The 25573-nt window shown below is 66.2% G+C and carries 28 protein-coding genes and 1 pseudogene; 12 read left to right on the top strand and 17 right to left on the bottom strand.

Features of this window, described 5'->3' with window-relative positions; all coding sequences use genetic code 11:
• Nucleotides 1–66 precede the first annotated feature (66 nt).
• The gene (locus WDB66_RS01475) at nt 67–600 is read left to right on the top strand and encodes an NUDIX hydrolase (RefSeq protein ID WP_339396650.1); all 534 of its coding nucleotides are present in this window, start codon (nt 67–69) and stop codon (nt 598–600) included.
• A 21-nt stretch (nt 601–621) separates the two neighbouring features.
• Here the strand turns inward: WDB66_RS01475 and WDB66_RS01470 are convergent, their stop codons facing one another.
• From WDB66_RS01470 to rsmD, 6 genes are all read right to left on the bottom strand, one after another.
• Complete coding sequence (locus tag WDB66_RS01470) at nt 622–1521, bottom strand: hypothetical protein (RefSeq protein ID WP_339396649.1); 900 nt, start codon at nt 1519–1521, stop codon at nt 622–624.
• A 25-nt stretch (nt 1522–1546) separates the two neighbouring features.
• The gene (gene ggt, locus WDB66_RS01465) at nt 1547–3265 is read right to left on the bottom strand and encodes a gamma-glutamyltransferase (protein WP_339396648.1); all 1719 of its coding nucleotides are present in this window, start codon (nt 3263–3265) and stop codon (nt 1547–1549) included.
• The gene (locus tag WDB66_RS01460; protein ID WP_339396647.1) at nt 3262–3516 is read right to left on the bottom strand and encodes a YfhL family 4Fe-4S dicluster ferredoxin; all 255 of its coding nucleotides are present in this window, start codon (nt 3514–3516) and stop codon (nt 3262–3264) included. Before WDB66_RS01460 ends, ggt begins: the two co-directional genes overlap by 4 nt.
• Before the next feature lie 91 nt (nt 3517–3607).
• Nucleotides 3608–4117, bottom strand: a complete 510-nt coding sequence (locus WDB66_RS01455) for a hypothetical protein (RefSeq protein WP_339396646.1) — start codon at nt 4115–4117, stop codon at nt 3608–3610.
• An 83-nt stretch (nt 4118–4200) separates the two neighbouring features.
• On the bottom strand, nt 4201–4695 hold the full coding sequence (gene coaD, locus WDB66_RS01450; RefSeq protein WP_339396645.1) for a pantetheine-phosphate adenylyltransferase: 495 nt from the start codon (nt 4693–4695) through the stop codon (nt 4201–4203).
• Nucleotides 4692–5339, bottom strand: coding sequence for a 16S rRNA (guanine(966)-N(2))-methyltransferase RsmD (rsmD, locus tag WDB66_RS01445; protein WP_339396644.1), 648 nt, complete (start codon nt 5337–5339; stop codon nt 4692–4694). Before rsmD ends, coaD begins: the two co-directional genes overlap by 4 nt.
• Before the next feature lie 89 nt (nt 5340–5428).
• Between rsmD and ftsY the strand changes: the two genes are divergently transcribed.
• The 5 genes from ftsY to WDB66_RS01420 all read left to right on the top strand — a co-directional run bounded on the left by ftsY (nt 5429) and on the right by WDB66_RS01420 (nt 9752).
• Entirely contained in the window at nt 5429–6721 is a 1293-nt protein-coding gene (gene ftsY, locus WDB66_RS01440; protein ID WP_339396643.1) for a signal recognition particle-docking protein FtsY, read from the top strand.
• A gap of 123 nt (nt 6722–6844) precedes the next feature.
• A complete protein-coding gene (locus WDB66_RS01435) occupies nt 6845–7894 on the top strand; it encodes an AsmA family protein (RefSeq protein ID WP_339396642.1) in 1050 nt (349 codons plus the stop codon).
• A 16-nt stretch (nt 7895–7910) separates the two neighbouring features.
• Nucleotides 7911–8996, top strand: a complete 1086-nt coding sequence (gene mutY / locus WDB66_RS01430; RefSeq protein ID WP_339396641.1) for an A/G-specific adenine glycosylase — start codon at nt 7911–7913, stop codon at nt 8994–8996.
• Nucleotides 8993–9265, top strand: coding sequence for an oxidative damage protection protein (locus WDB66_RS01425; protein WP_339396640.1), 273 nt, complete (start codon nt 8993–8995; stop codon nt 9263–9265). The genes mutY and WDB66_RS01425 overlap by 4 nt, the downstream gene beginning before the upstream one ends.
• Before the next feature lie 94 nt (nt 9266–9359).
• Complete coding sequence (locus tag WDB66_RS01420) at nt 9360–9752, top strand: MAPEG family protein (RefSeq protein WP_339396639.1); 393 nt, start codon at nt 9360–9362, stop codon at nt 9750–9752.
• A gap of 65 nt (nt 9753–9817) precedes the next feature.
• On the opposite strand, the gene WDB66_RS01415 is transcribed toward WDB66_RS01420, so the two are convergent.
• From WDB66_RS01415 to WDB66_RS01380, 8 genes are all read right to left on the bottom strand, one after another.
• The gene (locus tag WDB66_RS01415) at nt 9818–10138 is read right to left on the bottom strand and encodes a non-heme iron oxygenase ferredoxin subunit (protein ID WP_339396638.1); all 321 of its coding nucleotides are present in this window, start codon (nt 10136–10138) and stop codon (nt 9818–9820) included.
• Entirely contained in the window at nt 10135–10677 is a 543-nt protein-coding gene (locus WDB66_RS01410) for a GNAT family N-acetyltransferase (RefSeq protein WP_339396637.1), read from the bottom strand. Before WDB66_RS01410 ends, WDB66_RS01415 begins: the two co-directional genes overlap by 4 nt.
• Nucleotides 10674–11927 (bottom strand): cysteine desulfurase, encoded by a 1254-nt coding sequence (locus WDB66_RS01405; protein ID WP_339396636.1) that lies wholly within the window; start codon nt 11925–11927, stop codon nt 10674–10676. The genes WDB66_RS01410 and WDB66_RS01405 overlap by 4 nt, the downstream gene beginning before the upstream one ends.
• Nucleotides 11924–13210 carry a Fe-S cluster assembly protein SufD gene (sufD, locus tag WDB66_RS01400; protein ID WP_339396635.1) on the bottom strand — a complete coding sequence of 429 codons (1287 nt, stop codon included), beginning with the start codon at nt 13208–13210 and terminating at the stop codon, nt 11924–11926. Before sufD ends, WDB66_RS01405 begins: the two co-directional genes overlap by 4 nt.
• Nucleotides 13207–13971: a Fe-S cluster assembly ATPase SufC gene (gene sufC, locus WDB66_RS01395; RefSeq protein ID WP_339396804.1), complete on the bottom strand. Its 765-nt coding sequence runs from the start codon at nt 13969–13971 to the stop codon at nt 13207–13209. The genes sufD and sufC overlap by 4 nt, the downstream gene beginning before the upstream one ends.
• Before the next feature lie 69 nt (nt 13972–14040).
• Nucleotides 14041–14577, bottom strand: coding sequence for a hypothetical protein (locus tag WDB66_RS01390; protein WP_339396634.1), 537 nt, complete (start codon nt 14575–14577; stop codon nt 14041–14043).
• Nucleotides 14574–16037 carry a Fe-S cluster assembly protein SufB gene (gene sufB, locus WDB66_RS01385; protein ID WP_339396633.1) on the bottom strand — a complete coding sequence of 488 codons (1464 nt, stop codon included), beginning with the start codon at nt 16035–16037 and terminating at the stop codon, nt 14574–14576. Before sufB ends, WDB66_RS01390 begins: the two co-directional genes overlap by 4 nt.
• A gap of 20 nt (nt 16038–16057) precedes the next feature.
• Complete coding sequence (locus tag WDB66_RS01380; protein WP_339396632.1) at nt 16058–16510, bottom strand: SUF system Fe-S cluster assembly regulator; 453 nt, start codon at nt 16508–16510, stop codon at nt 16058–16060.
• Between the two features lie 169 nt (nt 16511–16679).
• Here WDB66_RS01380 and lptD point away from each other — a divergent pair, with 169 nt between their 5' ends.
• From lptD to WDB66_RS01350, 6 genes and pseudogenes are all read left to right on the top strand, one after another.
• Nucleotides 16680–18938 (top strand): LPS assembly protein LptD, encoded by a 2259-nt coding sequence (lptD, locus tag WDB66_RS01375; protein ID WP_339396631.1) that lies wholly within the window; start codon nt 16680–16682, stop codon nt 18936–18938.
• Between the two features lie 156 nt (nt 18939–19094).
• A complete protein-coding gene (locus WDB66_RS01370; protein ID WP_339396630.1) occupies nt 19095–20396 on the top strand; it encodes a peptidylprolyl isomerase in 1302 nt (433 codons plus the stop codon).
• 33 nt (nt 20397–20429) lie between these two features.
• On the top strand, nt 20430–21434 hold the full coding sequence (gene pdxA / locus WDB66_RS01365) for a 4-hydroxythreonine-4-phosphate dehydrogenase PdxA (RefSeq protein WP_339396629.1): 1005 nt from the start codon (nt 20430–20432) through the stop codon (nt 21432–21434).
• Nucleotides 21435–21461: 27 nt separating this feature from the next.
• Complete coding sequence (rsmA, locus tag WDB66_RS01360) at nt 21462–22256, top strand: 16S rRNA (adenine(1518)-N(6)/adenine(1519)-N(6))-dimethyltransferase RsmA (protein WP_339396628.1); 795 nt, start codon at nt 21462–21464, stop codon at nt 22254–22256.
• A gap of 80 nt (nt 22257–22336) precedes the next feature.
• Complete coding sequence (gene apaG, locus WDB66_RS01355) at nt 22337–22720, top strand: Co2+/Mg2+ efflux protein ApaG (protein ID WP_339396627.1); 384 nt, start codon at nt 22337–22339, stop codon at nt 22718–22720.
• Nucleotides 22721–22736: 16 nt separating this feature from the next.
• Nucleotides 22737–23600 (top strand): annotated as a pseudogene (locus tag WDB66_RS01350) (symmetrical bis(5'-nucleosyl)-tetraphosphatase); the annotation flags it as partial.
• Nucleotides 23601–23660: 60 nt separating this feature from the next.
• Here the strand turns inward: WDB66_RS01350 and pdxH are convergent.
• The 3 genes from pdxH to xrtH form a co-directional block, all read right to left on the bottom strand.
• Nucleotides 23661–24257 (bottom strand): pyridoxamine 5'-phosphate oxidase, encoded by a 597-nt coding sequence (gene pdxH, locus WDB66_RS01345; RefSeq protein WP_339396626.1) that lies wholly within the window; start codon nt 24255–24257, stop codon nt 23661–23663.
• Nucleotides 24258–24267: 10 nt separating this feature from the next.
• Nucleotides 24268–24960 carry a response regulator transcription factor gene (locus tag WDB66_RS01340; RefSeq protein ID WP_339396625.1) on the bottom strand — a complete coding sequence of 231 codons (693 nt, stop codon included), beginning with the start codon at nt 24958–24960 and terminating at the stop codon, nt 24268–24270.
• A 78-nt stretch (nt 24961–25038) separates the two neighbouring features.
• Nucleotides 25039–25569 carry an exosortase H gene (gene xrtH, locus WDB66_RS01335; RefSeq protein ID WP_339396624.1) on the bottom strand — a complete coding sequence of 177 codons (531 nt, stop codon included), beginning with the start codon at nt 25567–25569 and terminating at the stop codon, nt 25039–25041.
• Nucleotides 25570–25573: the final 4 nt, after the last annotated feature.

Here is a 25573-nt window from a genome sequence, read left to right as displayed (position 1 = left end):
GTCATGCCGCGTCACAGTGCTTGCGGCACAATGGTGGCCTTGGTCAACGACGCGGGGGGGCGAAAGATGGAACAAACCGAGATACTTTACAACGGCGAGTACCTGCGCATGCGCCGGCGCGGCAACTGGGAATACGCCGAGCGGACCAATGCCAGCTCGGCGGTGATCATTGTCGCGGTGACGCCACAGGACACCCTGCTGCTGGTCGAACAGTTCCGCATCCCGATCAATGCTCCGAGCATCGAGATGCCGGCCGGCCTGGTCGGCGATGTCGACGATGACGAATCGATCGAAACCGCCGCCGAACGTGAACTGCTGGAGGAAACCGGCTGGCAGGCGGGCCGCATCCAGTACCTGATGACCGGCCCTTCATCCTCAGGCATGAGCAATGAACAGGTCGCCTTCGTGCGGGCGCTGGACCTGGTCAAGGTCGGCCCCGGCGGCGGCGATGAAACCGAAGACATCATCGTGCACGAAGTGCCGCGACGCGACGCCGCCGCATGGCTGCACGCGCGCATGGGCGAAGGCTACTGGATCGATCCCAAGCTCTACGCCGGGCTGTACTTCATCGACCACAACCCGGACGGCAGCCCGGCCTGAACAGACTGGGCTTTGCCCGCCTCAGCCCAGCAGGCGCGCCAGCGCCACTGCCAGCAGCAACGCCGCCACCGCGATCCACGCTGCGATTGCAAGCAGACCGGCCGAGGACAACCGCGCCAGGCGACTACCCGCCGCCGCACGGCGCGCAGCACCACGCAATGCCAGGCCGGCACCGACCAGCGCCAGCACGAAAGCAGAAATCCGCGCGATCCAGACCAGCGCCACGCCGGTCGGATCCTCATTCGTCGCTGTTGCGGCAGACGGGGAGCGTCCGCTTCCGGATGTTTCCACGGCGATCGCCGGCAACAGGTCGAAACGCACCCGCAGATCGCCTACCTCCGGCGCAGCGCCTTCCGGCGCGCTGACGAACCATTCGCCCTCGGCCCGGAACACCGCCTGCAGATTGTCCGGCAGGACCACGCCTGACGGCGGCACATGCACCCAGCCGGCAACCTGCGTTTTCGCCGAATCCACCGCCAGCGCCGGCACATCCCCGAAATTGCGGCTGCGGTACGGCAACGGACCCGGGTTGGCGTGACTGTCGGCCAGCGCATAGCGGCTGGAATCGATCGGCCGCGCCGCCCACAGCAGTTGGTAGTCGCCATGGTCCACGACAATCTGGTCCGAAGGCGCCAACGGCACGCTGGCCACTTCGCGCCATTGCAGCATCTGCACCACGCGCCGCAGTGCCAGGCCCTGACCGCGCACGCCGAAGGCTTCGTCGACCAGCTCCACTGCGGCAGACGGCGCCACGGCGGCAACCGGCGGCGCCACGGGCGGTTCAACTGCCGCGCCCTGCGGCGCCTGCGCCACCAGCCGTGCCATCCACAACACCGCCACCAGCAGCAACGCCAGGCCGAACAACAGCAACAACAGACCGGCGCCGCTGCGCCCGTTCTGGCGGGAAGATCGAGGGTTCATCGCGCTGTTTTCCGGGTCCGGCCGCTCAGCGGTAGATCAGCGCCGGCTCGTCACCGGTCGCCGCCTTGCCGACGGATTTCCAGCGCCGGTCGCTGCCGGCCTGAACCTCCCCGCTGCGCTGGTCCCACAGCACCACCTGCATATTGCCCCAGGTCGAATCGGCCACGCGTACTTCATGACCACGATCGCGCAGCTGCTGGATCTGCGCCTCATCCAGCCAGCCCGGCTCCAGCGTGATGACATCCGGCACGAACTGGTGGTGATAGCGCGGACGGTCGGCGGTTTCCTGCGCGCCCTTGCCATCCATCAGCTCCATCAGGCCCAGCATCACCATCGTGATGATGCGGCTGCCACCGGGAGTGCCGAGGGCGGCGATGCGGTCACCGCCGCGCAGGAAAGTCGGGCTCATCGACGACAGCGGGCGCTTGCCCGGCTCCACCGCGTTGGCGGCATCCCCGATCAGGCCGAAAGCATTGGGCACGCCCGGCGCGGCGGCGAAATCGTCCATTTCGTTGTTCAGTACGAAACCGGTGCCGGGCACCACGAAGGCATTGCCGAAGGTCAGGTTCACCGTCTGCGTGACCGCGATCAGATTGCCTTCCACATCGACGATGGAAAAATGCGTGGTGTCCGGCCGCGCATCCTGCTGGCCAACCGGCGGCAGCAGTTCGCTGGGCATCGCGCGGCCCGGATGGATCGAAGCCCGCAGCCCGGCGGCGTAGTCCAGGCTGAGCATGCGCTGCACCGGCACCTCGACGAAATCAGGATCGCCAAGGAACTGCGCGCGGTCACGGTAGGCGCGGCGCATCGCCTCCACCACCAGATGCATGCGGTCCACCGGCGCCATTGCCGGATAGTTGTAGCCGGAAAGAATGTTCAGCATCTGTCCCAGCGCAATGCCGCCGGAAGACGGCAGCGGCGCGGTGACCAGGGTGTAACCACGATGCTCGATACGCAGCGGTTCGCGTTCGATCACCTGATACTGGGCGAGATCCTCCAGGCTCCAGATGCCGCCCGCCTTTTGCACGCCATCGACCAGTCGCTGAGCCAGCGGCCCGGCATAGAAACCATCGCGGCCATGCCTGGCGATACGCTCCAGCGTGCGGGCGTAGTCCGGGTTTTTCAGCGTGTCACCGGCCTTGACCGGCTCGCCGCCACGGAAGAACAGTTCGCGCGCGCCGCTTGAACGTGCCAGCACCTCACTGCGCCAGGGCAGCATCTGTGCGGTCTTTTCACTCAGCACCCAGCCCTTGCGCGCCAACCGGATCGCCGGTGCCAGCGACACCGACAACGGCACCCGGCCGTAGTGTTCGGACAGGTGCACCAGACCGGCCGGCGTGCCCGGGATCGCGGCCGCCAGCGCGCCGTCGATGGTGCTGCGCGGGCGAACCTTGCCCTCCTCGTCCCTGTACATGTCGCGGGTCGCGGCCAGTGGCGCGCGCTCGCGCGCATCGACGAACACTTCGCGCCCGTCCTGGGCACGGCGCAGCAGCATGAAACCGCCGCCGCCGATACCCGAACTTTCCGGCTCCACCAGCCCCAGCATGGCACTGACCGCGATCGCGGCATCGAAGGCGTTGCCGCCATTGGCCAGCACTTCCAGGCCGGCATCGGTGGCATAGGCATTGGCCGTGGCGATCGCGGCCTGGCGCGGAAGTACCGGCTCGCTGCCCTGGCGCGCGTGGGTGAGTGGCGCCGCCAGCAGCAGGCCAAGAAAAAGAACGAGCAGTGGACGCAGCTTCATGCCGTCACCCCGGTCAGTTGCAGGTACTTTTCCATCAGTTCTTCCTGGGTTTCGGGGTGATCCGGATCCGGATCGATGCATTCCACCGGACATACCTCCACGCATTGCGGAGTATCGAAATGACCCACGCACTCGGTGCAATGCGAGGCGGCGATCTCGTAGATCGTCTGGCCCTGGGTGATCGCATTGTTGGGACAGACCGGTGCGCAGACATCGCAGTTCACGCACAGGTCGTTGATGAGCAAGGCCATCGCGCCAGCACCTGCCGTTGGAAAGGCCATCCATGATGGCGCAGCGCGCCGCAACGTGGCCGGAACGGGCCGGCCACGCCGCGGCAGCGGATTACTTGACTTCGTGGAACACCACGTCGGCGCCGCTGGGCTCGACCGCGGCCTTGACCCGCTCCAGATCCTCGGCGTTGCCGATGAACAGCACCCGCACATCCTTCATCGAACCGGCCTGCACATGCCCGAACGCATCGGCGATCAGGTCGGCCATGCGCGAGGACTCGGGCGAACCGAAGGCCAGCATGTTGCCCGGCAGCACACCACGCGCCACCGAACCGGCCACGTTGTCGGCCTGGCGCTCGTACTGCTCGTCGAAATCGGCCGCATCGGCCGACGGCAGGTAGTACATGTACGGGCTGGACCGGATGCCATCCATATTGCGCTTGGCCACGTTCACCAGATACAGCTTCCAGGCCTGGGCATCACTGCTGGGCGGCACCGGCAATGCCGCTGGAGCCGCGGCCTCGGCCGGCGCCTGCTGGGCCTGTTCCGCACCTTGCTGGCCGCAGCCGGCAACGAACAATGCCCCGACGATCAGGGCGGCAACAGCGATCTTGTTGGTCATCTCATCCACCTTTTTGCTTGGTTCTGGAAAAAACATCGTTGCAGCGCGCCATGCATGCCGGCGGCTGCACCTGGCGCCCCGGATCAGCCGCCCCACTTGCGCTTCAATGCCGCCTGCACCGCAGGATGCACGAAGCCGGAAACATCGCCCCCCAGCCGCGCCACTTCACGCACCAGCGAGGAGGAAATGAAGCTGTATTTTTCCGCCGGCGTCAGGAACAGCGTCTCGACATCGGGAATCAGATGCCGGTTCATGCTCGCCAGCTGGAACTCGTATTCGAAATCGGACACCGCGCGCAGCCCGCGCAGCATCACCCCGCCACCGACTTCCTTCACGAAATGCGCCAGCAGCGTCTTGAAACCGCGCACTTCGACATTGGCCAGCCCAACCAACGCCTGCTGCGCCAGTTCGATCCGGTCCTTCAACGGAAAACCCGGCCCCTTGGCGGGACTTTCAGCCACGCCGACGATGACTTTCTCGAACAGCGGCGCAGCGCGCGCGATCAGGTCGATATGGCCATTGGTGATCGGGTCGAACGTGCCCGGATAGACCGCGATGCGTTGTCGTGCAGAACTCATGGACTGGCTGCCGGTTCCCCGCCGGTGAAGGATTCGAGTGTAGCAGGCGCACCGCCCTGCGAGGCATCCATGACGCGTCGCAGCAGGCAAAAGCGCACGTCACGCGTGCTGCCCTCGCGATGCGGTACAAAACCTTCGATCCGCGGCGGCGGCGCATCGCGTGCCGACTCCAGGTAAAGCCATGCGCGTGGCGCCAGCCAGCGCGGCAGCGCGTCCAGCACCGGCTGCCACAGCCCGGCCGCGAACGGTGGATCCACGAACACGATGTCGAACTGCGCCGATACCGGCCCGGCCAGCCACGCCAGCGCATCGGCCGCCACGATTTCGACCTGCCCCGCATCCAGCCGCTGCGCCGTGGCACGCAGCGAGGCCGCCGCGGCGGCATCGCGTTCGATCATCACCACCTGTGCCGCACCACGCGAAGCCGCCTCGAATCCCAGCGCGCCACTGCCGGCGAACAGATCCAGACAGCGCGCACCGCCGATTTCCGCCTGCAACCAGTTGAACAGTGTTTCACGCACCCGGTCCGAGCTGGGCCGAAGACCGGCCGCATCAGGCACTTCCAGCCGGCTGCCGCGCCATTGCCCGGCGATGATCCGGACCTTGCCGCTGCTGCCGGACGGACTTGTCGACCTGCGCCGCATCAGCAGTCCGCGCGCGCATCGCGCGCTTCATCGGGGGGAATGGGGGCCAGTGCTACCATGCCCGCCATTCTCCAACAGTCGCGCCCCGGATGCTCCGTTTTTTCCGCAAGAAGCCTGCCAACCCGCCCGCCGATGACGCTGCCAAGCCCGCCGGCGACAGCGCCGGGCAGGACCTGCCCGTGCGGCAGGACAATATGCCGCAGCAGGCTGCACCCGAAGCCGCTGCGCCCGACGTCATTGCTTCGGAGGCCCAGTCTGTCGCGCCATCCGGAACCGGTGCCTTCGCGGCTGAACCCGATACCGCGCTGGCCACTCCTGCGCCGGCCGGGACTGTGTTCGACGAACCCGCTTTCGACAAGCCCACTTCCGACGAACCTGCCCAAATCGCGTCTGCCGTCGCCGAACCCAGCGCCGCCGAACCCGTCATCACCGGGCCGGCCGCACCCGCCCGTGCCGAACCGGCCGCCGCCAGCTGGCGCGAGCGCCTGCGCAACAGCGGTTTCGCGAAAAGTTTCTCGACCCTGTTCTCGCGCCAGCCGGCGCTGGACGAGGATTTCCTTGAAGAACTGGAAACCTGCCTGCTGACCGCCGATGTCGGCATCGCCGCCACCACGATCATCATCGACGACCTGCGCCAGCGCATGGCGCGCAACGAATTCAACGATGCTCGCGGCCTGCTCGATGCCTTGCGCGGCGAGCTGATCGCACTGCTGGTGCCGGTGGCCGAACCGCTGAACATCTACACCGGCGCCAAGCCCTTCGTGATCCTGACCGTGGGCGTCAACGGCGTCGGCAAGACCACGACGATCGGCAAACTGGCGCGGCGTTATCTGGACGAGCGCAAGAGCATCATGCTGGCCGCCGGTGACACCTTCCGCGCCGCCGCGGTCGAACAATTGAAGACCTGGGGCGAACGCAACGGCGTGCACGTGGCAGCCCAGGCCAACGGCGCCGATCCGGCGGCGGTGGTCTACGACGCCTTGCAGACCGCACGTGCACGCAATGTCGATCTGCTGATCGCCGATACCGCCGGCCGCCTGCACACCCAGCAGGGCCTGATGGACGAACTGGGCAAGATCAAACGCGTGCTCGGCAAGCTCGATCCGACCGCCCCGCACGAGGTGTTGCAGGTCATCGACGGCACCACCGGCCAGAATGCGATAAACCAGGTGCGCCACTTCCACAAGGCGGCCGGCGTCAGCGGCCTGATCGTCACCAAGCTCGACGGCAGTGCCAAGGGCGGCGTGATCTTCGCGCTGGCACGCGAATTCGGGCTGCCGATCCGCTATGTCGGCCTCGGCGAAGGCGTGCACGATCTGCGTGCCTTCGATCCCTACGCCTTCGTCGATGCGCTGCTGCCCGAGTCGCTGGTCACCCGCTGAGGCCCGGCACATGCTCCCGGCCGATGCCCGCATTCCGAAGGCAACCGTCCGGGACAGGCCGCAGCTCCGGCCGCTGCCGGAACGCCTGCACCGCATCATTCACGCCGCCACCGGAGCATGCCGATGCGCCGCCGCTGGCTGATCCCGCTGATCCTGCTGGCGCTGGCGCTCATCGCCTTCCTGATGCTGCGCGCGCTGCTGCAACCCGAACGCCTCAGCGCCTTCCTGCTGCGCCAGGCCGAACAGGCCACCGGGCTGGAACTGGCGCTGGATTCTCCGGCCGATATCGGCCTTTTCCCGGATCTGCATATCGAACTGGACGGCCTGCGCGCGCAGGCGCCGGGCGCCGAGCAGCCGCTGTTGCGCGTGGCGCGGGTCGAAGCCGCGCTGCCGTGGTCGAGCCTGCGGGGTGGCGACATCACCCTGCTCGGGCTGCGGCTGCGTTCACCGCAGCTGGATCTTCCCGCCACACTCGAATTCTTCGCGCGCGATACCGATGCCGGACCGCCACCGCCGCTGCGCCTGCCACAGCTGGATGCACCACTGGAAATCCGCGATGGTCAGATCAACGCCGAAGGCTGGTCGCTGCAGGCGCTGGACCTGACCTTGCCCTCCCTGCATGAGGGCCGCCCCACCCGGCTCAGCCTGCGCGGCCGCGTGCAGCTTGAACAGGGCAGCCACACCCTGGCGCTGGAACTGGCCACCACGCCGCGCGCCGATGGTGACCAATTGCATCTTTCGCCGCTGACACTGGATCTGGTGATCGATGCGCTGCCGGCCTGGCGCCCGCATGTGGAAGGCGAACTGCGATGGAATCCGGCCGGTCTTTTAACTTTCGACCTGCGCAGCCTGATCGCGCCCTGGCCCGATGACTGGCCGCCGCTGCCACTGCCCCCGGCCGACGACGATGCGGTGGCACTGGCGCTGCGCTACGACGGCGACAGCGCACTAAGCGGCCGGCTGGAATTCAGCCTGCTGCGCGGCGAAGACGGTCTGCGCGGCCAGGCCACGTTGAACCAGACCCTGGCCTGGCTCAGCAGCGAACGCGATTCACCGTTGCCGCCGGCGCAGGCCGACATCGACATCCCGCGCCTGGAGTACGGCCCGGTGCAGGCCAGCGGCATCCGTATCCAGCTGGACCCGGCCGAAGAAGCTTCGGCCGATCCACCATGATTTCCCGTCTTTGCCAATGAATCTTCCGCTGCACCCCACGCCTCCCACCGCCGCTGACGCCGGATTCGCTGATCGGTTACTGCACTGGTTCGAGCGCCACGGCCGCCACGACCTGCCCTGGCAGCATCCGCGCAGCGCCTACCGCGTCTGGCTGTCGGAAATCATGCTGCAGCAAACCCAGGTGCAGACTGTGATCCCGTACTTCGAGCGCTTCGTCGCCGCGCTGCCAGATGTCGCCACGCTGGCCGCCGCGCCGCAGGATCAGGTCATGGCACTGTGGTCCGGTCTGGGCTACTACGCCCGCGCCCGCAACCTGCACGCCGCCGCACGTATCTGCGTGGAACAACACGACGGCGAACTGCCCGCCGATATCGACGCGCTGATCGCACTGCCCGGCATCGGCCGTTCCACCGCCGGCGCGATCCTGGCGCAGGCGCACGGACTGCGTTTCGCGATCCTGGACGGCAACGTCAAGCGCGTACTGACCCGCTGGGCCGGCATCGAAGGCTGGCCCGGACGCCCGGCAGTGGAAAAACAGTTATGGGCACTGGCCGAAAATCTGCTGCCGGACGCCCGCCTGGCCGATTACACCCAGGCGATCATGGATTTCGGCGCCACACTGTGCACCCGCGCCGAACCGGCCTGCGCGATCTGCCCGCTGCAGCACGATTGCAGCGCCCGCAACCACGGCCTCACTTCCAGCCTGCCCACGCCCAAGCCAGCAAAGTCCGTGCCTACACGCGAATGCGCGATGCTGCTGGCGCTGGATGAATCCGGCCGCGTGCTGCTGCAAAAACGCGACAGCCCCGGCGTCTGGAGTGGCCTGTGGAGCCTGCCCGAAGCCGCCGATGTCGCGCAGTTGCAACAACAGTTCGACACATGGCTGCACGCCCCCGGCCCGCCCACCGCGCTGCCGCGTTTCGAGCATGTCTTCAGCCATTACCGCCTCGGCATCACGCCCTGGCTCCAGCGCGGGGTGAACCTGCGCCCGCGTATCGCCGACAATGGCCCCACCCTGCGCTGGGCTGCAGCGGCCGAATGGCCGGACATCGGCCTGCCCGCACCGATCCGCAAACTGCTTCAATCGCTGGAGTTGAAATGAGCCGCACCGTGTTCTGCGTCAAGCAGCAAAAACAGACCGAAGGACTGGACTTCGCCCCGTGGCCCGGCCCGCTGGGCGAACGCGTATTCAACAACATCGGCAAACCGGCCTGGGCCGAGTGGCTCGCCCACCAGACCATGCTGATCAACGAAAACCGCCTGACCCCGCGCGACCCGAAAACCCGCGAATTCCTGCAGGCGGAAATGGAGAAATTCCTGTTCGGCGAAGGCGCGGAAAAACCGATCGGCTATGTTCCGCCGGAGGCGTAGGCCGGCTGTCCGACACAACTGCGCCAGGCGCGCCTGCCCAATGCACCCAGTCCCTGAGCCATCCAGCCCTCGCGTGAAACCATAGGGAGTTCCAATGTCCATCGCCTACTGTTGCATCCTGATCGCCGCGCTGCTGCCTTATGTCTGGGTCGCCTTCGCCAAGACCGCTGCGCCCGGTTACAACAACAAGAATCCGCGTGGCTGGATCGCCAGGCAGGACAGTTACCGCGTGCGCAACGCGCATGCGGCGCATCTGAATGCGTTCGAAGCGTTTGCCCCATTCGCCGCGGCGGTGCTGATGGCGCAGCTGGCCGGCGTCTCACCGGCATTGATTTCGAAACTGGCTATCGCGTTCATCGTGGCGCGCGTGCTGCACGGCGTGCTCTATCTGCGCGCAGTGGCGTTGATGCGCAGCTTGGCGTGGCTGGCCGGCATGGCCTGTGTCGTCGCGCTGATGGCGCTGGCGATGGTCAGCATCGGTGGTTGAAGACCGCGATGCCGGGCGTGGCCGTGATCCGGCAACAACCACAAGCCACGCAGGGCTGTCCGGTGCTACGGCTCGCGTACGTACACCAGGCCGTCTTCGACCTTGAGCGGATAACTGCGGACCGGTTCGTAGGCGGGTGGGCACAGGGCTTCGCCGCTGCGCACGTTGAAACGGGCGCCATGCAGCACGCATTCGATCTGGCCGGTAGCCGGATCGAAAGGGCCGGCCGACAGTTCAAAATCCTCGTGCGTGCAGCGGTCTTCCAGCGCGTAGAACTGGCCGTCGTGATTGACAACAACCAGCGCAACATCGCCGAACCAGGCGACATGGGTTTCACCGGGCAGCACTTCGGCGGTGGCACACAGTACGGTCCAGTCCTGACTCACAACGCTTTCTCCAGCATTTCGAACCGCAGATCGTCGCGCAACGGCGTGCCATAGCGCTCGTCCCCATACGGGAAAGGCAGCTTGCGGCCGGTGCGGCGGTAGCCTCGGCGTTCGTAGAAGGCGATCAATTCCTCACGCAGGTCGATCACCGTCATGCGCATGCGCGCGGCATGGAATTCGTCGCGCACGATGCGTTCGGCCTCGGCCAGCACGGCTTTGCCGACACCGCCGCCCTGCGCGTCCGGGCGTACTGCGAACATGCCGAAATAACCCTGCCCGTCCTGGATCGCGACATGCGCGCAGGCCATCAGCACCTCGCCCTGCCAGGCCAGCAGGATGCGGCTGGAAGGGCGTTCGATATCGGCCTGCAACACTTCCGGCGCGACGCGCTGGCCATCGAGCAGATCGGCCTCGGTGGTCCAGCCCTGGCGGCTGACATCACCACGATAGGCCGACTCCACCAATGCCACGATCGCCGGAATATCGGCCGCAGTGGCACTACGGTAACGCAATGCGGAAGCATCGCCGGAGCCGCTCATGCCAGCAGCCCGCGCACCTTTTGCAGTGCCGTGATGAAAGCGTCGATTTCCGCGTGGGTGTTGTAGAACGCGAGCGAGGCGCGGCAGGTGGCGGGCACGCCGAAATGCTGCATCAGCGGATGCGCGCAATGGTGGCCCGAACGCACCGCCACGCCCTGCAGATCCAGCAGTGTGGCCAGATCATGCGCATGCGCGCCTTCGACCAGGAAGCTGACCACGGCGGTGCGCTGGCGCGGGTTGCCGAAGATGCGCACACCCGGCTCGCGCTCCAGCGCGCTGCGCAGGTAATGGCCCAGTTCATGCTCGCGCGCGGCAATCGCCTCCATGCCGATGCCGTCGAGGAAATCCACTGCGGCGGCGAGGCCGACAAAGCCGGCGATGTTCGGCGTGCCGGCCTCGAAGCGGTAGGGCGGATCGTTGAACACGGTGCCTTCGAAGCGCACCTCGCGGATCATCTCGCCGCCGCCCAGGAACGGCGGCATCGCCTGTAAATGTTCGCGCCGTGCCCAGAGCACGCCGGTGCCGGTCGGGCCGCACATCTTGTGGCCGGTGATGGCGTAGAAATCGCAATCCAGCGAAGGAATATCCAGGCCCAGATGCGGTGCGGCCTGCGAGCCGTCGACCACGCTGGTGATGCCGCGCTTGCGCGCCTGGCGGCAGATCTCGCGCACCGGATTGACCGTGCCCAGCACATTGGAAACATGCGCCAGCGAAACGATGCGCACCTCCGGCGTCATCTTCGCCAGCATCGCCTCCACATCCAGATCGCCATTGGCGTCCAGCTCGGCCACCTTGATGACCGCGCCGGTGCGTTCGGCCACCAGTTGCCACGGCACGATGTTGGCGTGGTGTTCCATGCGCGTCAGCAGGATCGCGTCGCCGGGCTTCAGGCGCGGCAGCGCGTAGCTGTAGGCCACCAGATTGATCGCGAAAGTGGTGCCGCTGCACAGCACCAGTTCATCGGGTTGCACCTTCAGGAACGCAGCCAACCGGCGGCGGGCGCCTTCGTAGGCCGCCGTCGCCTCGCTGCCCAGCGCATGCACGGCGCGACTGACGTTGGCGTTGTGCTGCCGGTAGAAATCATCGACCGCCTCAATCACCGTTGCCGGCTTCTGCGAGGTATTGGCCGAATCCAGATAGATCAGCGGCTTGTCGTGCACCCGCCGTTGCAGCAGCGGGAATTGGGCACGGATCGCGGCCCAGTCCGGGGTGGTGGTGGCGACACCTTCAGCGTGTACGGCGGTGCTCATGCCAGTTCCTCCAGGCGCCGGTCCAGTTGCCCGGCAGCGAAGCCACGCATGGCCTCGTCTTCGATCACCGCCAGCGCCTCGCGCCCGAACGCGGCGGTCAGGATGCGCCGCGCCTGCATTTCGTCCAGCCCGCGACTGCGCAGGTAGAACAGCGCGGTCGGGTCAAGATTGCCGACGGTGGCGCCGTGCGCGGCCTGGACTTCGTCGGCGTGGATTTCCAGCACCGGCTGGGTGTCAATCTCGGCATTGTCGGACAGCAGCAGGTTCTTGTTGGAAAGCCGCGCGTCGGTGCCGTCGGCGCCGGCCTGGATCAGGATGCCGCCGTGGAACACCACGCGCGAACGCTGTGCCGCCAGCCCGCGCCAGTTGAGCTGGCAGGCGGTGTCCGGCGCGTTGTGTTCGATCCCGAGGCGGGTGTCCAGATGCATGGTGCCGCCGCCCAGCAGCACGCCGTTGGCATGCAGTTGCGCCTGCCGTCCGTGCAGTCCGACGTTGAGTTCATGCCGGCTCAGGGCCGCGCCCAGTTCCAGATCCACGCGGCGGTACTGCGTGGCTTCGGCCAGGGTGGCGTCGGTGCGCTGCATCAGCGTGGCGCTACCGCTCTCGGACTGGATCCGCAGATGCGCCAGCCCGGCCTGCGCACCGAGCCGGATCTGGCTCAGCGCATTGCCCAGATGGCGGTGTTCGCCCAGCGCCAGATGGTGTTCGACCACGCGCGCCTGCGCGCCGGGGGCAAGATCGATCACATGGCGCAGCGCGAAGCCGCGATCGGTTTCATCCGGCACGCTGATGAACACCAGATGCAGCGGCTGCGGGCAGTCAACGCCGGCTGCGACCTGCAACCACGCGCCTTCGGTGGCGAGCGCGGCATTCAGGCGCGCGAAGACTTCGTCGGCGGCATCGAAACGGCGTGCGAGAAATTCCGCGTGCGGCGCGACACCCCGTTCCAGCGCCTGCGACAGCGGCTGCAACTGGACGCCCTCCGGCAGGCCGGACAGCTCCGACAGCGCCGGTGCGAACACGCCGTTGGCGAATACGATTCGCGGTCCGTCCGGCAGTTCCAGCGCGGCGGCATCGAAATCCGGCAAGGTGGTAACGGGACTGAAATTGCGCCGCTCCAGCGCACGCAGCGGGGTGTATTTCCAGCGCTCGTTACGGATGCCGGGAAGACCATCGGCCAGCGCCTGCTCCAGTGCCGCGCCGCGTGCCGATGCCAGCCCGCCGGCGTCGCGCCGTGGCAGTGTGTCGAAACCTTCGGCCAGGGATTGCAGCAGCGCGCTCATGCGGCCTCCGGTCCGACGCGCTGGCGGATCCAGTCGTAGCCGTGTTCTTCCAACTGCATCGCCAGTTCCGGGCCGCCGGATTCGACGATGCGGCCATCGGCCAGCACGTGCACTGCATCCGGCTTGATGTAGTCCAGCAGGCGCTGGTAGTGGGTGATGATCACGAAGGCGCGATCCGGTGAGCGCAGCGCGTTGACGCCTTCGGCCACAGCCTTGAGCGCGTCGATGTCCAGGCCGGAATCGGTTTCATCCAGCACCGCCAGCTTCGGCTCCAGCACCGCCATCTGGAAGATTTCGTTGCGCTTCTTCTCGCCGCCGGAAAAACCCTCGTTGACGCCGCGATGCAGCAGCTTGTCATCCAGGTGCAGCACCGCGAGCTTTTCCCGCACCAGCTTCAGGAACTGCATCGAATCCAGTTCCGGCTCGCCGCGTGCCACGCGCTGGGCGTTGAGCGCGCTGCGCAGGAAGTAGGTGTTGTTCACACCCGGAATCTCCACCGGGTACTGGAAGGCGAGGAAGACGCCGGCGGCGGCGCGTTCTTCCGGCGCCAGCTCCAGCAGATCGCGGCCATCGAAGTTGACGCTGCCGGCAGTGACTTCGTAGCCGTCGCGGCCGGCGATGATATTGGCCAGCGTCGACTTGCCGGCGCCGTTGGGGCCCATGATGGCGTGCACTTCGCCGGGCTTCACCTCCAGCGTCAGGCCTTTGAGGATTTGGCGGTCGCCGCCGACGGTGGCGTGCAGGTTGTCGATTTTCAGCATGGTCATGGCTTCGTGGTTCCGGTGCGCGCTTGGCGCGGATGAAAGGGGTTCCAGGTGGCGTCGGGTGGTTCAGTTGCGGGTGGCCGGTGTGGCGAACGCGCTGCCGGGGCCAATGCCGGCACAGGCTGAAGGCAGCTCATCGGGCGCGCGCTCGCGGCGCATCCGTGGCGGCAACCAGGCTTCGCAGAGGAATTCCAGGCGCTGGCGGCGCAGCGATGCGCGCAGATATTCCAGACGGCCCAGATAACCCGAACCGTGGGTGACGGATTCATGTTCGCCAGGACCGAGCGGGAACAGCGCGTCGGTGTCGATCTTCATCTGCTTTTCCCAGCCAGCCTGGGCGGCGCGCAATCCGGCGATATACTGCTCGCCCCGGTCTTCATCGCTGTCGGCATAGGCTTCGGCCACTTCCGCGATCACCGCATCGATCGCGTCGCTGGCCTTTGCGTTTTCGACAATCTGGCACGCCGTCACGCCCATCTGGCTGGAACTGGTTTCACACAGCTCTATCCAGGACTGCAAGGTGTCCTGCGCAGCATCGTCCGGTGCAGCGGCGGCGGTCGCTGTAGCAGCCAGCAGCGCCAACGGCAGCAGCGCGATGCTCATCCGACCGAGCCTTCCAACGAAAGGTCCAGCAGCTTCTTGGCTTCCACCGCGAACTCCATCGGCAGCTCGCGGAACACCTGCTTGCAGAAGCCGTCGACGATCATCGACACCGCATCTTCCTCGCCGATGCCGCGCGAGAGGCAGTAGAACAGCTGGTCGTCGCTGATCTTGGAGGTGGTGGCCTCGTGTTCGAGGATGGCGTCGGGGTTCTTCACTTCCACATACGGGAAGGTGTGCGCGCCGCACTTCTTGCCGATCAGCATCGAATCGCACTGGGTGTGGTTGCGCGCACCGCTGGCGCCGCGCTCGATCTTGACCAGGCCGCGATAGGTGTTCTGCCCATGACCTGCGCTGATGCCCTTGGACACGATCTTGGATTTCGTGTTCTTGCCGATGTGGATCATCTTGGTGCCGGTATCGGCCTGCTGGCGGTGATGGGTCAGCGCGACCGAGTGGAATTCGCCGGAAGAATCGTCGCCGCGCAGTACGCAGCTGGGGTATTTCCAGGTGATCGCCGAGCCGGTTTCCACCTGCGCCCAGACCACCTTGCTGCGTGCGCCACGGCATTCGGCGCGCTTGGTGACGAAGTTGTAGATGCCGCCGACGCCGTTTTCATCGCCCGGGTACCAGTTCTGCACCGTCGAATACTTGATCTCGGCATCTTCCAGCGCGACCAGTTCCACCACCGCGGCGTGCAACTGGTTTTCGTCGCGCATCGGCGCGGTGCAGCCTTCCAGATAGGACACGTGGCCACGGTCCTCGCAGATGATCAGGGTGCGCTCGAACTGCCCGGTGTGGCCGGCGTTGATGCGGAAGTAGGTGCTGAGCTCCATCGGGCAGCGCACGCCCTTGGGGATGAACACGAAGCTGCCATCGGAAAACACCGCCGAGTTCAGCGCCGCGAAGAAGTTGTCGCGCACCGGCACCACGGTGCCCAGATACTGGCGTACCAGTTCCGGATGGTCCTTGATGGCCTCGGACATCGAACAGAAGATGATGCCCTTGTCGGCCAGTTCCTTGCGGAAGGTGGTGCCGACCGAGACCGAATCGAACACCGCGTCCACCGCCACGCCGGCAAGTTTGGCGCGCTCGTGCAGCGGCACGCCGAGCTTGTCGTAGGCATCCAGCAATTCCTGCGGGACATCATCCAGCGATTCGTACCTCGGGCCTTTCGGCGCCGAGTAGTAGCTGATCGCCTGGAAATCGATCGGCGCGATCTTCAGCTTGGCCCACTGCGGCATCGGCATCGTCAGCCAGTGGCGGTAGGCGGCCAGGCGCCATTCGAGCATCCACTCGGGCTCGTCTTTTTTGGCCGAAAGGGCGCGGATGGTGTCCTCGTCCAGCCCGGCCGGCAACGAATCGGATTCGATGTCGGTGATGAAGCCGGCGTCGTAGCGACGCCCGAGCTGTTCGTGGATTTCCTTGTTGGCGATGGGTGCTTCAGCGAGTTCGGTGGCCATGACGGGCTGCCTTGTGCGATTCAGGAGGTGGCCAGGCGCAGGTCGATGCGACGCTGGCGGGAAGGAGGTGGAAGCGGTTCGAGCATCTGCGCCAGGGTCATGCCGCGCAGGGTGTCGGCGATGACGTCGTTGACCAGACGCCAGTGCGGCGCGACGCCGCAGAAGGTTTCGTGTTCGCAGCGCGAGTGTTCGCCGCTGCATTCGGTCATTTCCAGCGGACCTTCGATCGCCTCGACGATTTCCAGCAGGCTGATCTGCATCGGCGCCTGCGCCAGGCGGTAACCGCCATTGGCGCCGCGCAGGCCTTCGACCAGACCGCTCTGGGCCAGCGCCTTGAGCACTTTGCTGACCGTGGCCGGCTCCAGCCGGGTACGTTCGGCCAGCATGCTGGCGCTGTGCACGGTGTCCGGCGCGGTGGCCAGCACGGTCATCAGCAAGGTGGCGTAGTCGGTCAGGCGGGTGACGCGGATCATGGTGTTTTCAGGCTCGGCCGCGCGCTGCGGGCCGTTGCGGAAAGATAGGGGACCGAAATTGTACCCTTTTGCCCGGGAGCCCGGCAATACGGCAGCCCAGCCACCATTCATTGCCGCCGGTCACGTGCTTGCGGCAAGCTAGGGGTTGTTCTGGCGACCAAGCCCTGCCGTGCCCCGCACCCGCCTCGCACTTTCCCTCGCCTCGCTGCTGTCCGGCGGCCTGGCCCTGCTGCCGCCATCGACTGCGGCCGCGATCGATTACGACCCCGCGATGTGGGTGCAGTGCAAGCCGAATGCGCTGTACCAGTTCCATCGCCCGGATCTTGGCTCCGAGGCCGACCGGGAAACCGGTGAAACCTCGATCTTCGCCGAGCATTTCGACATTCGCGACCAGCAGAACTACCTGCTCAGCGGCGATGTGGAAATCCTGCGCGCCGATCAGCGCGTGGCGGCTGCGCTGATGCGCTTTGATCCGCAAACCGAAACCTGGCAGGCCAAGGGCGACGTGCAATACCAGGACGCCGGCATGCTGATCGGTGCCGAGCGCGCCGAAGGCCGGCTCGAAGAGGACTACGCCTCGCTGCAATCACTGCGCTACCAACTGCTGAGTGCGCGCGGCAACGGCGAGGCCGAACTGGCCACCAACCAGGGCGATCACAGCCAGCTGCAACAGGTGTCCTACACCACCTGCGATCCGGATGACCGCCAGTGGCTGATCCGCGCCCGCCAGTTGGACATCAACCAGGCCGACGGCATCGCCACCGCGCGCCACACCACGCTGCGCCTGGGGAATGTGCCGATCCTGTACCTGCCGATCGCCAGCTTCCCGATCGACGAGCGGCGCAAGACCGGCTTCCTGTTCCCGTCACTGGGTGCTTCGCGCTCGCGCGGAGTGGATATCACGGTGCCGTACTACCTGAATCTGGCGCCGAATTTCGACGCCACCCTGGCACCGCGCCTGATGACCAAGCGCGGCGTGATGCTGGGCGCGCAGTTCCGCTATCTCAGCGACAACCATCGTGGCGAAATCTACGGCACCTGGTTGCCCAACGACGACCAGACCGGCCGCGACCGCGGCACCGTGACCTGGGAGCACCGCGGCCAGCTCGGCGCGCACTGGCAGCTGATCTCGGATCTGAACCACATCTCCGACGACCGCTATTTCGAGGACTTCGGCGATTCGCTCTCGACCGCCGCCACCAGCCTGCTGGAAAGCCATGTCGGCCTGCACGGGCGCGGGCGCTACTGGACCGCCAGCGTCAGCCTGCAGGGCTGGACCATCGCAGATCCGTACACCCCGGACACGGCCGAACCGTTCCGCCGCCTGCCACGCATGCTGTTCCGCTGGGACCAGCCGCTGGCCGCCGGCGTGGTCGGTGGGGTACGCAGCGAGGCGGTGGTGTTCGACCACAGCCAGCGCCCGGGCGCCATGCGTGTGGATGTGCACCCCTACGTCGCGTTTCCGTATGAACGCGCGGCCGGCTTCTTCCGTCCGGAAATCGGTGTGCGCCACACCGCCTATTCGCTCGACAGCGATTATCTGGAGCGCTTTCCCAGCACCTCGCCCTCGCGCACCACGCCGATCCTGAGCCTGGATACCGGGCTGGTGTTCGAGCGCCCGATGAGCTTCTTCGGCCAGCGCATGCTGCAAACGCTGGAGCCGCGCCTGTATTACCTGAACGTGCCCTACCGCGATCAGACCGATCTGCCGATCTTCGATACCCAGGAGCTGGGTTTCAGCTGGGGCCAGCTGTTCCGCAACAACCGCTTTGCCGGCGGCGACCGCCAATCCGACGCCAACCAGGCCACGCTGGCGGTCAGCACCCGCCTGTTCGATGAAGCCAGCGGACAGGAGCGGCTCTCGGCCAGCCTCGGCCAGATCCGCTATTTCCAGGACCAGAAAGTGCAGATGCCCGGCGTTTCGCGGGTGGACCGCGCCGGTTCGGCCTGGGTCGGGGATATGGAACTGATGCTGGACGACCGCTGGAGCGTTGGCGTCAGCCAGCAATGGGATCCGGATCAGGAGATTTCACACCTGTCCACGCTGCGCAGCCAGTACCGCTGGGGCCAGGCCGGCGTGCTGAATTTCGCCTACCGCTTCCGCCGCGACGGCCGTACCGGCAACCCGGACCGGGTCACGCTGGAGCAGTTCGACATTTCCACCCTGATCCCGCTCAACGAGCGCTGGCGCCTGGTCGGGCGCTGGAACTACTCGCTGCTGGACCATGCCACGGTGGAAGCCTTCGCCGGCGTGGAGTGGGAAAACTGTTGCCTGGCTGCGCGCGTGCTGGGCCGGCATTACGTGCGCAATATCGAAGGCGAACGCAACACCAGCATCTATCTGGAACTTGAATTGAAGGGCCTGTCCACGCTCGGACGCAAGTCCGGCGAGCTGCTGGAGCGTGCTATTCTCGGCTACACCTATTGAGCCACGCCTGTGGCAGGCCGGCACGCATATGCGTTGCGCCTGCGGCGGCGCCATGCAGGCCGGTGGCAGGACATGCGCGGTCTGCCGCCAGTACCGCCAGGCCGCACCGGCGCTGCCGTCTTCACACCCCACATTACCGCCATCGATGCTGGAATCATGAGCCGACTTCTTCCTTCCCTCCTCTTTTTCATTTTCCTGCTGGGCACTCCGCTTGCGGCCCAGGCCCAGGCCCTGCAGCTGGATCCGGTCGAAAGTATCGTGGCCGTGGTCGAGGAGGACGTGATCCTGCGCTCCGAGCTGGATATGGCGGTCAACAACGTCACCCGTCGCCTGGCCGGCCGCACCGATCAGTTGCCCCCGCCCAATGTGCTGGAACGGCAGGTGCTGCAACAGCTGATCATGATGCGCCTGCAATTGCAGCGCGCCGAGGCCATGGGTCTGCGCGTGGGCGATGTGGAGCTGGACCAGACCATCGGCCGTATCGCGCAGCAGCAGGGCGCAAGCATCGACCAGTTGCGCCAGCAGGTGCGCATGGACGGCCTGAGCTATGAGGCGTTCCGCCAGCAGGTGCGCGATGAACTGGTGATCTCGCGCTTGCAGCAGAACTTCGTACAGAGCCGCGTGGTGGTCAGCGAAACCGAAATCGACAATCTGCTGGCCAGCCGTACCGGCTCCGAATTGCAGATCCACCTGGGCTATCTGCTGGTGGCGCTGCCCGATGGCGCGACCCCGGACCAGATCGAAGTCGCGCGCGACAAGATCGACGGCGTGCGCCAGCTGATCGAACGTGGCGAGATGGATTTCGCGGCCGCGGCGATGCGCTATTCCGACCACCAGACTGCACTGGAAGGCGGCAACATGGGCTGGCGCAGCTCAGACGAAATCCCGCCGCTGTTCACCCATGCACTGGCATCGATGCAGCCGGGCGAGGTCTCGCAGCCGCTGCGCGGCCCCAGCGGCTTCAGCCTGATCCACTACATCGACAGCCGCGACCAGAGCCAGGCGATCGAAACCGTCACCGAATACCACGCCCGCGGCCTGATGGTGAGGGTCGGCGAACTGGTCACGCGTGAAGAGGCTCGCACGAAGATCGACGCGCTCCGCGCCCGGATCGCGGCCGGAGAAGACTTCGCCACCGTGGCACGCGAAGCTTCCGACGACCAGATCACCCGCAACCAGGGCGGCGACATGGGCTGGTTCCCGCTCAGCGCCTGGGGCCCGGCCGTGGCCAATGTGCTGGGATCGCTGGAAGATGGCGAACTGTCCGAGCCCTTCGCCAGCGATGTCGGCTGGCACCTGATCCAGCGTCTGGAAACCCGCGAGCAGGACATCACCCGCGAAGCCCAGCGCAAGCGTGCGCGCGAAACCATCGTGGCGCGCAAGGCGGATGAAGAGTTCGACCGTTTCCTGCGTCAGTTGCGTGACGAGGCCTACATCGACGAGCGCCTGGGCAGCTGACCGCTGCCCCGCTCCGGCCACCGCATCCGGTCAATGCCCGCATCCGAACCGCCGCTGCTCGGCCTGATTCCGGGTGAACCGGCCGGCATCGGGCCGGAACTGTGCGTGCGGCTGGCGCATACCCCGTTTGCCGCACCGCTGCTGGCAATCGCCGATGCCGAGCTGCTGCGCGACGCCGCCAGCGCCATCGGTCTGCCGTTGGAACTGCTCGAACCCGACGCCACGCAAGTGGCGCCCGGCCAGCTGCGCGTGCTGCACCGCGCGCGTGCACAAGCCAGCCATTTCGGTCAGCTCGACCCGCGCAACGCCGCCTACGTACACGACAGCCTGCTGGAAGGCGCCCGCCTTGCCGCTGCGGGCGAGCTGTCCGGGCTGGTTACCGGCCCGGTGCACAAGGGCGTATTGAACGACGCCGGCATCGCCTACACCGGCACCACCGAACTGCTGGCGCAGCAGGCCGGCTGCGAGGTGGTGATGATGCTGGCCTCGCCGAAGATGCGCGTGGCGCTGGCCACCACCCACCTGCCGCTGCGCGCGGTGCCGGCGGCGATCAGTGCCGAAGGCCTGCGCACCACGTTGGAAATCCTGCACGCGGCGCTGCTGTCGGATTTCGGCATCCTGGCGCCCCGTATCGCGGTGCTCGGACTGAACCCGCACGCCGGCGAAGGTGGCCATCTCGGCCGCGAGGAGATCGATGTCATCGCACCTTTGCTGGAGCAATTGCGTGCACGCGGCATGGATCTGATCGGCCCGCTGCCGGCCGACACCGCCTTTCTGCCGGACAAGCTCGCCGGCTTCGATGCGGTACTGGCGATGTACCACGACCAGGGCCTGCCGGTGCTCAAGTACAGCGGTTTCGAGCAGGGCACCAACATCACCCTGGGGCTGCCCTACGTGCGTGTCGCGGTGGATCACGGCACCGCGCTGGACCTGGCCGGCAGCGGCCACGCCGATGCCTCCAGCCTGATCCTGGCGGCGCGCCAGGCGCATGATTTCGCCCGCCGCCGCCACGCGCATGCGCCGCGCCTGCTGGTCTGACCCCCGAATTTCCGGAACACGCTCCGCATGTCCTCCCATCAGGCAAAGAAACAGCTCGGCCAGCACTTCCTGCACGATGCCGGCATCATCGACCGCATCGTGCGTGCGGTCGACCCGCAGCCGGGCGAACACATCGTCGAGATCGGCCCCGGCCAGGGCGCGCTGACGATCCCGATGCTGCGCCGCCACGGCGGGCTGGACGTGATCGAATTCGACCGCGACCTGATCGCCGGCCTGCATGACATCAGCCAGCGCATCGCGCCCTTGCAGATCATCCACGCCGACGTGCTGACCGTGGACCTGACCGCGCTGGCCGGCGACGGGCGCATCCGGCTGATCGGCAACCTGCCCTACAACATTTCCTCGCCGATCCTGTTCCACGCGCTGGAGCACGCCGATGCGATCATCGACATGCATTTCATGCTGCAAAAGGAAGTGGTCGACCGCATGGCCGCCGGCCCGGGCAGCAAGGTCTACGGCCGGCTCTCGGTGATGTTGCAGGCCTATGCGCAGGTGCAGTCGCTGTTCAAGGTGCCGCCCGGTGCATTCCGGCCACCGCCGAAAGTCGATTCGGCTGTGGTACGGGTGATTCCACGTACCGCGCAGGACATCGCCGTGCGTGATCGCGCTTCGTTCTCGCGCGTGGTGCAGGCCGCATTCGGCCAGCGCCGCAAGACCTTGCGCAACGCTTTGTCCAGCGTCTGCGACGTGGCGCTGATGGAAAGCGTCGGCATTGATCCGGGCGATCGCGCCGAGCGCATCGATGTGGCCCGATTCATCGCGCTGGGCAATGCCGTGCACGAATCACTCAGCCGCGTCTGAAGCGCAACCTGCGGCAACCGCTCACCCGATATCGTCGCGTTGCCGCCCGCAAGCGCGCCAGCCTTTGTAAACTTGCCCCTATGGACACATCTTCCCCACATGCGATCGACGTGGCCGTGGTCAGCCGCTATCTGGACGACCAGTCCACACCGGCCGAGCACCGCTACGTTTTCGCCTACACCATCCGCATCCGCAACTGCGGCCAGGTTCCGGCACAACTGCTGGCGCGCCACTGGGTCATCACCGATGCCAACGGCAAGGTGGAAGAAGTGCGCGGTGACGGCGTGGTCGGCGAACAGCCCTGGCTGCGCCCCGGCGAGCATTTCGAATACACCTCCGGCGCGGTGCTGGAAACCAATGTCGGCACCATGCGCGGCAGCTATCTGTGGCTGGCCGACGACGGCACCCGCTTCGAAGCGAAGATCCCGCAGTTCACACTGTCGATCCCGCGCACGCTGCATTGAACGGGCGCCCGGAACGATGACCACCTGGGCCATTGGCGACCTGCAGGGCTGCTACGACGAGACCTCACGCCTGCTGGATGCGATCAACTTCGACCCGGCCCGGGACCATCTGTGGTTCTGCGGCGATCTGGTGAACCGTGGCGGCCAGTCGTTGCAGACCCTGCGTCTGGTGAAATCGCTGGACATCCACAGCGAGGTGGTGCTCGGCAACCACGACCTATCGCTGCTGGCGATCTCTTTGCGACGCGAGGAGGATCAGGCGCGGGTCAATCCGGATCTGCGCGAAGTGCTGTTCGCACCGGACCGCACCGAACTGCTGGAATGGCTGCGCATGCGCCGCCTGATCCATGTCGACCGCCGTCTGGGCTGGGCCATGGTGCACGCCGGACTGGCGCCGCGCTGGAGCGTGGACATCGCACAGCGCCATGCCGAGGAAGTGCACCAGCGGTTGCACGGCAAGCAGTTCGGCAAACTGCTTTCGGGCATGTACGGCAACCAGCCGGACACCTTCCACCCACGCCTGGCCGGACCGGACCGCATGCGCGCGATCATCAACGTGTTCACCCGGATGCGCTTCTGTTCTCCGCGCGGCACGATCGCATTCGACGACAAAGGCCCGCCCGGCACGCAGAAACCCGGCATCTATCCGTGGTTCTCGGTGCCCGGCCATGCACCGCGCGGCATGAACATCGTTTTCGGCCACTGGTCCACACTGGGCCTGTCGATCAGCCACAACACCGTGGGCCTGGACACCGGCTGCGTCTGGGGCGGCAAGCTGACCGCGATGGCGCTGGACGAGGATACGCCGCGTTTCGTGCAGGTGCCGGGCAGGGAAAACGGTGCGCCGACCGTTGTCAGGAACCCACCGCGCGGCCGACGCGGCTGATTCTGCTGCTGCCGCACGGCGACCCGCTTTTTGCAAGCGGTGCCCAGTCCCGGATCAGGGATACAGCAAGCCCTTGCTCCAGATCCCTTCCTGCAGACGGTAGACGCGCCGTTCATGCAGCCGGAATGGCACGCCGTACCAGAATTCGAAGGCTTCAGGCGCCACGCGGTAGCCGGACCAGTGCGGCGGTCGCGGCACCGGGCCATCGGCAAACTGCTGTTCGAACTGCGCGTAGCGTGCTTCGAACACGGCGCGCTCGGCCAGCGGCTCGGATTGCAGCGAGGCCCAGGCGCCGAGCTGGCTTTCACGCGGGCGGCTGGCGAAATAGGCGTCGGCTTCCTGCGCCGTGACCGGCGCCACACTGCCCTCGATGCGCACCTGCACCTGATCGCGCAGGGTTTTCCAGTGGAACAGCAACGCCGCCTGCGGCTCTACCGCCAGCGCCCTGCCCTTGCGGCTCAGGGTGTTGGTGTAGAACACGAAGCCGCGCTCGTCCACGCCCTTGAGCAAGACCACGCGGGCCGAAATCCGGCCATCGGCGCCGACCGTGGCCACCGTCATCGCGGTCGGCTCCGGATCGCCGGCGGCACGGGCTTCATCCAGCAGGCCGATGAAGGTGGCGATGGCCTCGGCTTTCAGATCGGGATTCATCGTGACGGGCTCAGGCACGTTCAAGGCGGTAGCCATGCTGGTAGACCGCGTTCAGACGCCAGCCATATTCGCCGGACAGGCCGAGCTTCTTGCGCAGGCGGCTGATATGGGTATCCACGGTGCGGGTGGCGACGTCGCCGCGGATGTTCCAGATGCTTTCCAGCAGCGATTCGCGACTGACCACGCGACCACGGCGGCGGAACAGGAACAGCACCAGCTCGAACTCGCGGTCGGTCAGCGGCACCTCTTCGCCATTGATCTCGACCCGGCGACGCTCCAGATCGATCCGATACGGCTCCACATCACCCTCGTCCATCGCTTCTTTTTGAACATTGGTACGGCGCAGCAGAGCCCCAACCCTAGCCAGCAGCTCGCCTTGCGTGGCCGGCTTGCTGACGTAGTCGTCGGCGCCTTCACGCAGGCCGGCGACGATATCGGCCTCGCTGCTGCGCGCGGTCAGGAACAGCACCGGCAGCGCCGAACCACCCTCGCGCAACGAGCGCAGGATCGTCAGGCCGCTTTCATCGGGCAGGTTCCAGTCCAGGATCAGCAGATCCACCGACACCGCGCCCTGCTTGCGGCGGAACTCCGCGCCGCTGGGGTAGTGCCGCACCAGATAACCGGCCTCGGTCAGCCAGTAGCCGAGCAGCTGGCTCTGGTCCTCGTCGTCTTCAAGCAGTCCAATCAGGTTGCGATCGGTCATTGCGACTCTTCTCCCGGCAGCCCTTGCGGCGGTGATGCTGCATCACGGCAGCGCTGTTTCCAATTCGTTGCCAAATACTCAGGCCGGCGACGACAGTTCCGGATCCTGCGCCGGCGGCGGCCCAGGGCGCTTGCGCTTGGGCAGGTAGCGCAGCCAGATCAGCCATACCGCCAGCGCATCCAGCACGATCAGCGCCTGCCACAGGTACAGATGGAACCAGTCGAACATCACCTGGCTCCACTGGCCCATGTAGAACAGGCTGATGATACGCACGATGTTCAGCGACTGGATCGCAAAAAAGCCCAGCACGATGCCGACGATCTTGTGCTTCCATGGTGACGGAAACGCGATAATCGCCGAGATCAGGATGATCACCGCCTCGATACCGTCGCAGCCCGGCGCGATGCCGACCGCAAAGCCGTTGACCTGGTCCTGGATCACCACGCCGTAGGAAATCACGTCCTTGTCCCACAGTTTGATCAGGAACGCGCTGACACTGGCCAGCACGCCGGTGAACGGCTCGGTCACGTAGGCATGACCGAAGGTGCTGATGCGCAAGGTAAAAAGCGTAATCAGCAGACCAAGGAAAAGCAGAAAGAAGCGGATCATCCGG

This window comes from Denitratimonas organivorans, assembly GCF_037478135.1.
Lineage (GTDB): Bacteria > Pseudomonadota > Gammaproteobacteria > Xanthomonadales > Xanthomonadaceae > Denitratimonas.
Note: the sequence above shows the minus strand (reverse complement) of the source record. Positions and strands in the feature narration are given on the sequence as shown.

Coding starts and splice junctions, on each gene's coding strand:
- rsmD (WP_339396644.1), bottom strand. CDS start 5,339: ATGCGGCGCAGGTCGACAAGTCCGTCCGGCAGCAGCGGCAAGGTCCGG.
- rsmA (WP_339396628.1), top strand. CDS start 21,462: ATGTCCTCCCATCAGGCAAAGAAACAGCTCGGCCAGCACTTCCTGCAC.
- mutY (WP_339396641.1), top strand. CDS start 7,911: ATGAATCTTCCGCTGCACCCCACGCCTCCCACCGCCGCTGACGCCGGA.
- WDB66_RS01425 (WP_339396640.1), top strand. CDS start 8,993: ATGAGCCGCACCGTGTTCTGCGTCAAGCAGCAAAAACAGACCGAAGGA.
- WDB66_RS01405 (WP_339396636.1), bottom strand. CDS start 11,927: ATGAGCACCGCCGTACACGCTGAAGGTGTCGCCACCACCACCCCGGAC.
- ggt (WP_339396648.1), bottom strand. CDS start 3,265: ATGAAGCTGCGTCCACTGCTCGTTCTTTTTCTTGGCCTGCTGCTGGCG.
- WDB66_RS01410 (WP_339396637.1), bottom strand. CDS start 10,677: ATGAGCGGCTCCGGCGATGCTTCCGCATTGCGTTACCGTAGTGCCACT.
- xrtH (WP_339396624.1), bottom strand. CDS start 25,569: ATGATCCGCTTCTTTCTGCTTTTCCTTGGTCTGCTGATTACGCTTTTT.
- ftsY (WP_339396643.1), top strand. CDS start 5,429: ATGCTCCGTTTTTTCCGCAAGAAGCCTGCCAACCCGCCCGCCGATGAC.
- sufC (WP_339396804.1), bottom strand. CDS start 13,971: ATGCTGAAAATCGACAACCTGCACGCCACCGTCGGCGGCGACCGCCAA.
- WDB66_RS01340 (WP_339396625.1), bottom strand. CDS start 24,960: ATGACCGATCGCAACCTGATTGGACTGCTTGAAGACGACGAGGACCAG.
- WDB66_RS01370 (WP_339396630.1), top strand. CDS start 19,095: ATGAGCCGACTTCTTCCTTCCCTCCTCTTTTTCATTTTCCTGCTGGGC.
- WDB66_RS01435 (WP_339396642.1), top strand. CDS start 6,845: ATGCGCCGCCGCTGGCTGATCCCGCTGATCCTGCTGGCGCTGGCGCTC.
- pdxA (WP_339396629.1), top strand. CDS start 20,430: ATGCCCGCATCCGAACCGCCGCTGCTCGGCCTGATTCCGGGTGAACCG.
- sufD (WP_339396635.1), bottom strand. CDS start 13,210: ATGAGCGCGCTGCTGCAATCCCTGGCCGAAGGTTTCGACACACTGCCA.
- WDB66_RS01475 (WP_339396650.1), top strand. CDS start 67: ATGGAACAAACCGAGATACTTTACAACGGCGAGTACCTGCGCATGCGC.
- WDB66_RS01390 (WP_339396634.1), bottom strand. CDS start 14,577: ATGAGCATCGCGCTGCTGCCGTTGGCGCTGCTGGCTGCTACAGCGACC.
- pdxH (WP_339396626.1), bottom strand. CDS start 24,257: ATGAATCCCGATCTGAAAGCCGAGGCCATCGCCACCTTCATCGGCCTG.
- WDB66_RS01420 (WP_339396639.1), top strand. CDS start 9,360: ATGTCCATCGCCTACTGTTGCATCCTGATCGCCGCGCTGCTGCCTTAT.
- WDB66_RS01470 (WP_339396649.1), bottom strand. CDS start 1,521: ATGAACCCTCGATCTTCCCGCCAGAACGGGCGCAGCGGCGCCGGTCTG.
- WDB66_RS01455 (WP_339396646.1), bottom strand. CDS start 4,117: ATGACCAACAAGATCGCTGTTGCCGCCCTGATCGTCGGGGCATTGTTC.
- sufB (WP_339396633.1), bottom strand. CDS start 16,037: ATGGCCACCGAACTCGCTGAAGCACCCATCGCCAACAAGGAAATCCAC.
- WDB66_RS01460 (WP_339396647.1), bottom strand. CDS start 3,516: ATGGCCTTGCTCATCAACGACCTGTGCGTGAACTGCGATGTCTGCGCA.
- coaD (WP_339396645.1), bottom strand. CDS start 4,695: ATGAGTTCTGCACGACAACGCATCGCGGTCTATCCGGGCACGTTCGAC.
- apaG (WP_339396627.1), top strand. CDS start 22,337: ATGGACACATCTTCCCCACATGCGATCGACGTGGCCGTGGTCAGCCGC.
- WDB66_RS01380 (WP_339396632.1), bottom strand. CDS start 16,510: ATGATCCGCGTCACCCGCCTGACCGACTACGCCACCTTGCTGATGACC.